We start from the raw sequence: 558 nt of genomic DNA, 5'->3' as shown, positions 1-558 counted from the left end.
CGGGCACTGTACCTCGCCCGCGCCGCGCAGGGCGTCGGCGCGGCCTTTCTGCTGGCGCCGTCGCTGGCCGTGATCGGCCATGCGTTCCATGGCGAGCGGGAGCGCGCCCGCGTGTGGGCCTTCTGGGGCACGATCATGGGCCTGACGATGGTGTGTGCGCCGCTGATCGGCGGCGTCATCAGCCGCTGGCTCGGCTGGCGCTGGGCATTTTTCGTCAACCTGCCCGTGTGTGCCGGGCTGGCGCTCGCCGTCCTGCGCCACGTGCCGGAGTCGCGCGGTGCGGCGCAGCGGACGCTCGACGTGCCGGGCATCGTCCTGTTCGCGGCGGCCATGTTCGCCTTCACGTGGACCCTGATCTCCGGCCCCGCCGAGGGCTGGACCAGCCAGGCCGTGCTGGCACGCGCCGCGGCCGCGCTGGCCCTGTTCGCGCTGTTCCTCGCCACCGAGCGCCGGGTCCGCGCACCGATGCTCGACCTGTCCCTGTTCGCGCAGCGGCGTTTCGTCGGCGCCGGGGCGGGGCGGGGGGGGCGTGGGGGCGGGGCCCCCGGGGGTGGCGGC

1 protein-coding gene is annotated in these 558 nt (G+C 75.8%); it reads left to right on the top strand.

Annotation, left to right across the window (positions count from 1 at the left end; translation table 11 throughout):
- Nucleotides 1-558, top strand: a 558-nt coding sequence (locus tag ACEN88_RS33880) for an MFS transporter (RefSeq protein ID WP_413346750.1), incomplete at both ends; no start/stop codon positions are given.

Origin of the sequence: Massilia sp. CT11-108 (assembly GCF_047302915.1) — a bacterium.
GTDB lineage: Bacteria > Pseudomonadota > Gammaproteobacteria > Burkholderiales > Burkholderiaceae_D > Telluria > Telluria orientalis.
Note: the sequence above shows the minus strand (reverse complement) of the source record. Positions and strands in the feature narration are given on the sequence as shown.